This window comes from Streptomyces sp. NPDC048295, assembly GCF_040652135.1.
Taxonomy (GTDB): Bacteria; Actinomycetota; Actinomycetes; order Streptomycetales; family Streptomycetaceae; genus Streptomyces.
Window position 1 is genome coordinate 213,404 of the sequence record NZ_JBEZLL010000013.1, and the last position, 7,657, is coordinate 221,060.

General features: G+C 71.3%; 7 protein-coding genes and 1 pseudogene. 4 read left to right on the forward strand and 4 right to left on the reverse strand.

What is annotated here, in order from left to right:
• Nucleotides 1-293 precede the first annotated feature (293 nt).
• Genes AB0D53_RS21140 through AB0D53_RS21150 form a run of 3 tightly spaced genes read right to left on the reverse strand, consistent with a single transcriptional unit; the run spans nucleotide 294 to nucleotide 4,334 of the window.
• The gene (locus tag AB0D53_RS21140) at nucleotides 294-2,084 is read right to left on the reverse strand and encodes a glycoside hydrolase family 3 N-terminal domain-containing protein (RefSeq protein WP_362448748.1); all 1,791 of its coding nucleotides are present in this window, start codon (nucleotides 2,082-2,084) and stop codon (nucleotides 294-296) included.
• 46 nt (nucleotides 2,085-2,130) lie between these two features.
• Nucleotides 2,131-3,462 (reverse strand): MFS transporter, encoded by a 1,332-nt coding sequence (locus AB0D53_RS21145; protein ID WP_362448751.1) that lies wholly within the window; start codon nucleotides 3,460-3,462, stop codon nucleotides 2,131-2,133.
• Entirely contained in the window at nucleotides 3,459-4,334 is an 876-nt protein-coding gene (locus tag AB0D53_RS21150) for a tyrosine-protein phosphatase (RefSeq protein WP_362448754.1), read from the reverse strand. The genes AB0D53_RS21145 and AB0D53_RS21150 overlap by 4 nt, the downstream gene beginning before the upstream one ends.
• 222 nt (nucleotides 4,335-4,556) lie before the next feature.
• Between AB0D53_RS21150 and AB0D53_RS21155 the strand changes: the two genes are divergently transcribed.
• A complete protein-coding gene (locus AB0D53_RS21155) occupies nucleotides 4,557-5,342 on the forward strand; it encodes a GntR family transcriptional regulator (protein WP_362448757.1) in 786 nt (261 codons plus the stop codon).
• Nucleotides 5,343-5,443: 101 nt separating this feature from the next.
• On the opposite strand, the pseudogene AB0D53_RS21160 reads toward AB0D53_RS21155, so the two are convergent.
• Nucleotides 5,444-5,659 (reverse strand): annotated as a pseudogene (locus tag AB0D53_RS21160) (LuxR C-terminal-related transcriptional regulator); the annotation flags it as partial.
• Between AB0D53_RS21160 and AB0D53_RS21165 the strand changes: the two are divergent.
• The 3 genes from AB0D53_RS21165 to AB0D53_RS21175 all read left to right on the forward strand — a co-directional run.
• On the forward strand, nucleotides 5,644-6,378 hold the full coding sequence (locus tag AB0D53_RS21165; protein ID WP_362448760.1) for a hypothetical protein: 735 nt from the start codon (nucleotides 5,644-5,646) through the stop codon (nucleotides 6,376-6,378). The pseudogene AB0D53_RS21160 and the gene AB0D53_RS21165 sit on opposite strands and share 16 nt — an antisense overlap.
• Before the next feature lie 370 nt (nucleotides 6,379-6,748).
• Entirely contained in the window at nucleotides 6,749-7,015 is a 267-nt protein-coding gene (locus AB0D53_RS21170; RefSeq protein ID WP_362448763.1) for a hypothetical protein, read from the forward strand.
• Nucleotides 7,016-7,277: 262 nt separating this feature from the next.
• The coding region (locus AB0D53_RS21175; RefSeq protein WP_362448766.1) for a transposase family protein at nucleotides 7,278-7,657 on the forward strand (380 nt) is incomplete at its 3' end.

Genomic DNA, 7,657 nt, shown 5'->3' on the forward strand with positions numbered 1-7,657 from the left:
GGGACGGGGTTGAGGGCGGTCATCGTCCGCTCACCGTGATCGTCTCGGCCTCCAGAGAGCGGCCGGTGATGCGCCTAGCGAGCCCTTTCACCTTCCGGCGGACCTGCTCGCCCACTTCTTCGGCTGTGCAGCACCAGCGGCCCTGGCCGCTTCAGCCCAGGTGGTGACCCCGTGGACGGCGAGAGCGAGAGTCACCGCCCGCTCGGCGGGGGAGAGAGCCTCCAGGATCTCGGTCAGGCGCGGGTTGTCCAAGCCGGCCGGCGCCCGCTGACCGGCCGCGCGGCCCGGTGGCGTCAGCGGGCGACCGCGCTGTGCCCGCAGCGGAACAGCGGGTCGGCCGTGTCGAACGGGACGTCCTCGTGGGAGTCCTCGACGGCCCGCATGGAGGACGGGAGGTCGAAGGGGAGGCTGCCTTCGGCCACCGCGCGGCCGAAGGCCACATCCAGCACGATGTCGTCGTCGGTGCCGAAGCTGCCCAGGAGCAGCGCCGCCTCGGTGGCGAGCCCGGTGAGGATCGCGGGGCGGTCGAGCTGCACGTCGACGACGGTGGGGACGGTCGCGCACAGCGCTTGCAGCCGGGCCAGTTCGGCGGCCGGGAACGCGAGGGACCCGGCGTGGAAGTGCTGCTCCAGGAATCCCTCCCGCTTCTCGTACGGGGCGGTCAGGCGCAGTACCGCGAGGTCGGCCTCCTCGGGGCGGTCGACGAGGCGGCCGTACCGGGCGGCCGTTTCGGGGGCGATGTTCTCCACGTAGAGGGCCGGTACCTCGGGCAGCGTCCGCGCGGTCTGCGCGCGGCCGGTGAGCTGGACGAGGGAGCGCAGCTGGACCCGGCGGCCCAGGCGACGCGTCCCGGCGGCGCCGACCAGGGCGCCGGCCTCGTCGGCGTCGACATAGGGGTCGTCGAAGAGGCCGAGGCGGAACTTGTCGCGCAGGATGCGGCGTACGGAGGTGTCGACGCGTTCTTCGCCGACGGCGCCGGAGCGGACGGCTTCGGCGATCCAGTCGGGGCGGGTCTCGCCGCCGAGCTGGTCGACACCGGCGTCGAGCTGCATGCGGACCTGCTCGGCGAGGGGGAGGTGTTCCACTCCCCAGTTGCGGGGCGGGAGCTGGACGACGCCGGGGACCTCCATGCCGGTGAGGGAGTTGAAGTCGGTGCATACGACGCCGTCGAAGCCGTACCGGCCGCGGAGCAGCCCGGTGATCACTTCGCGGTTGAAGTTGGCGGCTACCTCGGGCAGGCCGCTTCCGGCGGGAATCGAGTAGCAGGGCATGACCTGGGCGGTGCCGGCGGCGAACGCCGCTTCCCAGGGGCGGAGGTGGTATTCGAGGTTGTCGCCGGGGAACGCCTGGTACTTGCCGTAGGCGAAGTGGGAGTCCTCCCCGCCCGCCTGCGGGCCGTGGCCGGGGAAGTGCTTGGTCATGCAGGCCACGCTGTCCGGGCCCAGGGTGTCGCCCTGCATGCCGCGGATGTAGGCGCCGAGCATCCGCGCGGCGCGGTCGGCGTCCTCGCCGAAGGTGCCGCTGATGCGAGCCCAGCGCGGTTCGGTGGCCAGGTCGGCCATGGGGTGGATGGCCACCCGGATTCCGACGGAGCGCAGTTCCCGGGCGGCGGCCGCGGCGAACTCCTCGACGAGTGCCGGGTCGTCGGTCGCGGCCAGGCCGATGGGTTCGGGACCCGGGCTGAATCCGCCGTCGGTGTGGGCCGTCATGGGGTTGGCGGTGAATCCGTGCCGGGGGTCGGAGGAGAGGGTCACCGGGATGCCGAGGCGGGTGGCGGCGGCGAGGTCCTGGACGTGGTTGTTCCAGGCGGCCATGGTGCCGGCGGAGGGGACCTGGATCATCGCGAAGTGGGTGATGTGCCGCTCGGCTATGAGGCCGGCGCCGGACGGCATGAAGGAGTTCTCGCCCGCGGCCATCCGGCCGTGGCACATCTGACCGGCCTTCTCCTCCAGGGTCATCCGGCCCAGCAGGTCCTCGACGCGGTCGTCGACCGGCAGGCGGGGATCCTCGTACGGCTCCATGGTGCCGTTGTGGTTGAGGTCGCGAAACGGGGTGCCGTCGGTGTGGCGCAGGCGGGAGGTCACGGTGGTGTGCCTTTCGTCGGGGGTGTGGGGTACGGGTCGGTGGGGGTCAGCCGCGGGTGAGGCGGGGGTGGCGGATCAGAGGGGTGAGGGCGACGGCCGCGAGGGCGGCGAGGGTTCCGCCGAGGTAGAGGGCGAAGTAGTTCTTGCCGTCGCTCGCCGGTCCGACCGGGTCGGTGCCCAGGTTCAGCAGGAGCGGGGCAAGCAGCGGGGCGATGGACTGCGGCAGGGATTTGGCGATGTTGAACACGCCGAGCCAGCGTGCGGCGTCGGTGCTGGTGGGCATGACCCGCAGGACTAGGGCCATGTCGACGGCATAGAAGGCTCCGAGGCCGATGGCGGCGACGGTGGTGGACAGGTAGATCGGCCACACGGACGAGGACAGCATCTTGATGGACATGGAAGTGGCCATCAGCAGGCCGGAGGCCACGACGAAGGCGCGGTAGGCGCCGGTGCGGGAGGCCAGCTTCCCGAACACCGCCGCGGCGACGACGTTGCCGACGACGGAGAGCATGCCGGTGGTCGCGACGAGGGCGGCGGCCTCGGCCGTCGACATCTCCAGGCGGGACATCAGGTAGTAGAGGCCGAACGTGCCGATCAGGGCGTTGGCGCCCTGGAGCAGGAAGCGTTGCAGCCAGACCGCGGTGAAGGCCGGGGAGGTGCGCGGGTCGAACAGGAGACTGGTGAAGACCGAGCGCAGGCTCACCGGGGTCCGTTCACCGGCGGGGACGGCCCGGTCGCCGCGCAGCAGGATCCACGACACGACGGCGCCTGCGGCACCGGCGATGCCGGGGACCAGCAGCAGGGCCGTGGTGTTGTCGGGTATGAGGCCGACGAGGAGGAAGGCGGGGAAGACGGAGGCGAACTGGGCGGCGCCGAACAGGCCGGACACGGTGGCCTGTTGAGCGGCGGGCACCCGGTCGGCGACCACGGCGGCGAGAGCGGCGAGTGCCGCGTTGTACGCGGCCTGGGCGAGGATCCAGCCCAGCATCAGCTGGGCCGGCGAGGAGGCCGTGGCCATGACCACGGCGGCCGGCAGTCCGGCGGTGAGGCCGCCGAGGATCCACGGCCTGCGTCTGCCGGACCGTCCGGACGTGCGGTCCGACAGATGGCCGAAGACCGGGTTGAGGACGAACGCGGCGATGGCCCCGGCCGCCATGACGGTGCTCAGCACGCTCTCCCGGGCGTCCGGCGCGATCTCGTCGACCTTCAGGCTGAGCGAGGCGACCAGCGGCATGGCGAAGCCGATCCCGATCAGGAGCTCGGTGAAGACCAGCCCGGCGACGACCCGGCGCGGGGCGCGGACCTCGGGCCCGGGAAGGCCGTCGGTGGGCAGTGGTCCGTGAGCGGGGGCGGGGGTCTTGCGCAGCATCTCGGTCATGCGAGGGGGTCTCCTGCCGGGCGGGAGGACGTCGGGGAGGCGGAGAGGACGGGGTGGTGCGCCTCGTCGGCGGCTGCGGGCAGGGCCGCCCCGGCGAGGGGTGCGGACACGGCGGTCCCGATGGCGGCCTTGGCGCGGAAGGCGTCGAGGGTGGCCGCCCCGACCCCGCAGCCCAGCAGGAACGCCTCGGCGCCGCCGTGGCGGGCCCGCATGGTCTCCAGGAAGACCTCGATCGCCTCGCGCGGGGCCTGGAGCAGCGGCGCGGGCACGGCCGGCTGTCCCGCCGCCCCGTCCGCTCCGGCGACCGCCCCGTCGTTCAGGGCGATGCGGTGCCGGGTGGCGAGAGCGGCGAGGATCTCCGGGAGTGCGAGGGCCGTACGGACGTAGTCGTCGGCGATCTGGTCGTCGGGCACTCCCACGAGTTCCAGCAGCAGCGCCACCAGGAGGCCGGTACGGTCCTTCCCCGCCGCGCAGTGCACGAGGGCCGCGCCCGGTCCGGCGGCGGCCCGGACCGCCTCGGCCAGGGCCGAGGGGGCGGACTCGGCGAGGTCCGCGTAGAACCGGCCCAGATCGGCCGAGGTCCGCAGGGAAGCCATGCCCGGTCCGGCGACGGCGTTGGTGTCGTCCGGGACGATGGGTGCCCGGACGACGGTGATGCCCGCCTCCTCGGCGGCGGCCCAGTCGTCGTCGCCGCGCTCGTCGGGGCTGCGCAGGTCGACGACGACGCGGATGCCGTGGGCGTGCAGCTCGCCGACGGTCGCGGTGTCCGCCACGGGGTCGGGCTGGGCCGAGCGGAACAGGACCCCGGGGCGGACACGGTCGCCCCGGGGGTCGACGACGGGGGCCGGGTCGCGGAAGTTCAGCAGGGGCATGGGAGCCTTCCAGAGTCGGGAACCGCACTTGCGTGCAGGGGGCGTGCAGGGGGATGTGCACAGGGACGATCAAGACATCTAGATGTCTATATGTCCTGGGAGGTGTTTCATGTCGAACTCAGTGGTCGCTCTGCTGAACCTTGGATGAACGAGCGGTTCCTCGGGCCGTCTCCGTACGCGATCGCGCAGGTCGCCCGCCGTTTCGGCTCGTAGGATCCAGGGGTGTCGAACCGCAGAAGAACCGCCCCGATCTACCTGCAGCTCGCCCGGAGGATCCAGGACCGGATCGACTCCGGCGACCTTCCGGCCGGCTCCCGGCTGCCCAGCGAGCCAGAACTGTGCGAGGAGTTCGACGTCAACCGGCTGACGATCCGCCAGGCCATCGCCGAACTCGAACGCGCCGCTTCCGTTGAGATCCGCAGGGGGGTGGGAACGTTCGTCCGCGCCCCCATCGCGCGCGTCTCGATCGCGGTCGATCCGCGAAGCCAGCGCTTCGACCTGGGCAGCCTCACCACCGCCATCCCCCACAAGGCGGCCGACGCCGGTGACGTCATGGACGGCACCGAACGGATCACCGCCGTCCTCCCCGCACCCCGCGCCCCGGCCGACGTCGGGGCCGCGGGACACCTGCGGTGCGATTCCGCCGAACTCTCACGCCTGGAGAGCGTCATCGTCATCGGCGCCGAACCGTGGGGCGTCAGCAGCTACTGGCTGAAGTCCTCGCTCCTGCCCGAGGAGTTGTCCGCCCCGGGGCGGGTGGACAACGTGGTCCAGGTCCTGGCGCGGAGCGCCGGCATCGTCCTGGAATACGACTGGCGGGCCTTCAGCGCCATCGGAGCGGACATCGGCGACGCCGATCTGCTCGGCGTCCCGGCGGGCACCCCGCTCCTCGTCCGCGAGGGCGTGAGCTGCACCCCGGACGGAGAGCCCGTGCTGTTCGTACGGCGCCGCATCAACGGCGAACGCGCCCGCTTCGTCCTCAACTTCCGCCCCGGCGGGGAGGACTGAGGGACGCAACGGGAGCGTTCGCCCCGGACGCTGTCCTCAGGCGCGGACCGGGCACCGTCGGCGAGTTCCAGGTCCAGCGGGGGATCGCCCCGGGACGTGATCCGGACCTTGCGGCAGACCCGCGTCAGATGCTGCTCGACCGTGCTCACCGCCAGGAACAGCAGGGCCGGGATCTCCCGGTTGGCCGGACCCTGCGCGGCCAGGGTGGCCACACGCTGCTCGGAACCGCTCAGCCGGGCCGCGTCGGTACCCGCCCGGTCCTTGCCCGCCTTCCCGGTCCGGGAGGGACGTCCCTCCCGGCATGGCCGCCGTGGCACCCTTCGCCGACGTCAGCGGCGCGTCCGGGAGGTTCTCCTGGCACAGCGGCCCCGCGCCCGTGTCCTTCGCCGGCTGCCACGCCGAACGGATCATCACGCCGCCCTTCGGCGAAGAGCCGCTCTCCTGGAGCGCCCGGCCCAGATCCGCCATCGCACGGGCCGTCTCCACCTGGTCGCCGGAGCGGCAGCTCGTCGACCGTCTGGGCCAGGACCTTTGGCCGCCGCTGGGAGTCCCCGGCCAGCGCCCGCATTCGCAGGGCCAGCCCGCGTACGTACGGGCGCTGCGCGTCGGGCATCGCGAGCTGACGCAGGGCGAACTGCTCCGCCCGGTGGTTCTCACCCGGGCACAGCAGCGCCCGCGCCGCATCCGTACGCCAGGGCAGGAACGCCGGCCGGTCCCCCCAGCCCTCCATCAGCCGGCCGACCTCCAGAAAGTTGGCCAGCGCCGCGTGCGGCTGATGGACCGCCAGGTGCTGCAGCCCGCAGGCGCGCAGATACGCCAGCCCCCCGCGCGCCACGCCTGGACGGTCTGCGTCAGAAGATCCAGCGTCGGCACCAGCACGAGAATGCGGCCCTTGGGGACGAGGCGCTTTGCCGATGACGCCGCGATGATGGCTGCGATGTGTCGGCTTCGTGTCAGCGAGAGCGCGTCAGTAGTGGTTGCGCGACAGGACTGTGTTCCTGCCGGTCGTCGACCTGTCGCCGCGGCGTGCCACTGACACGAGGGTGATACCTCGTGGGTTATCGGCTGTCATGGGGTGGAACCCCCCCGCCTGCTTACTACTACGAAGACGGCACTTCGCAGCCGGGGAGCGGTGTTATTTCTCGGCAGGACGGAGTGTTGAGGGAGGGTGTGCGGGCTAATTCCGTATAGAGGCCTGGGTTGGTTGTGAACGCATTCTCAGGGCGGGAAATGCCAGGCCCTGGGACGCATATTTCGCACCACGGGGCAACCTGTGCACGGCTAGACGAGTGATCTGATGCATTCGCAGGCGTGCCCATACGCATCGTTACTGGGTGTCTGAGGCAGAGTCCGGCCTAAGCGGGCTGTGATCTGAACGGCCCTTTGGTCACTTCTTGGGAGACTCTATGCGTATTCAGACAGCACTCGCCGCTCTCACCCTGGCCACGGTCGGCCTGCTCGGCGCCGCGGGCATCGCAGCCGCCCAGGACGGACCTGACGCGAGCTGGGGCAAGGGGCAGTTCATCGCCAACGAGAACGGCGCCGGCGTCGCGGGCGGCCAGTCGTCCGTGTCGCCGGATGGCGTCTCGCACGCGGACTTCTGGATCTGGTCGGACGACACCGGTGTCTCCGGCTCGTTCACAGGATCCGGCGCCACCTGGAACAACGAGTAGGTCTCACCACCTGCCGCGTGACACGAACCCGCCCTGCCTCCGTTCGGCCTTGGGCCGAACGGAGGCACTGATGATGTGCGGGTTTTTGTCGGTGGTGGTTCGGCATCGTGATGTCAGTGCGGTCGGTAGCGGGTTTCTGCTGCTCAGTGAGCCCTTTCCAACCTCGCGGCACTGACCGCGAGTTGGACACGCCTGCGTAACGACGAAGCTCCTGGTAGACGGGTTCTCGACCAAGATCACCCGTGTCCGCCAGGAGCTTCGCGTGCTTGTCTACCCGTCGTCGATGGGTCTGTCCAGCCGCACCCTGCGATACCTGGGCAGACAGCTCACCGTCCGGCGCCGAGAGATCGGGACGAGGTGGCGACGCCTGCCCGCCGGCCGCCAGGCCCTGCTCGCCCTTGCCCACCTGCGATGCGGCGACACCTATGCACAGCTCGCCGCCGGGTTCGGCATCGGAATCGCGACCGTGTTCCGCTACATACGCGAGGCCATCGAGGTGCTGGCCGCTCTCGCACCGACCCTGGCCGAGGCGATGACGACGATCCGAGAGAAGGCGTTCGTCATCCTCGACGGCACCCTGCTCCCCATCGACCGCATCACCGCCGACACCCCGTACTACTCGGGAAAGCACAAACGCCATGG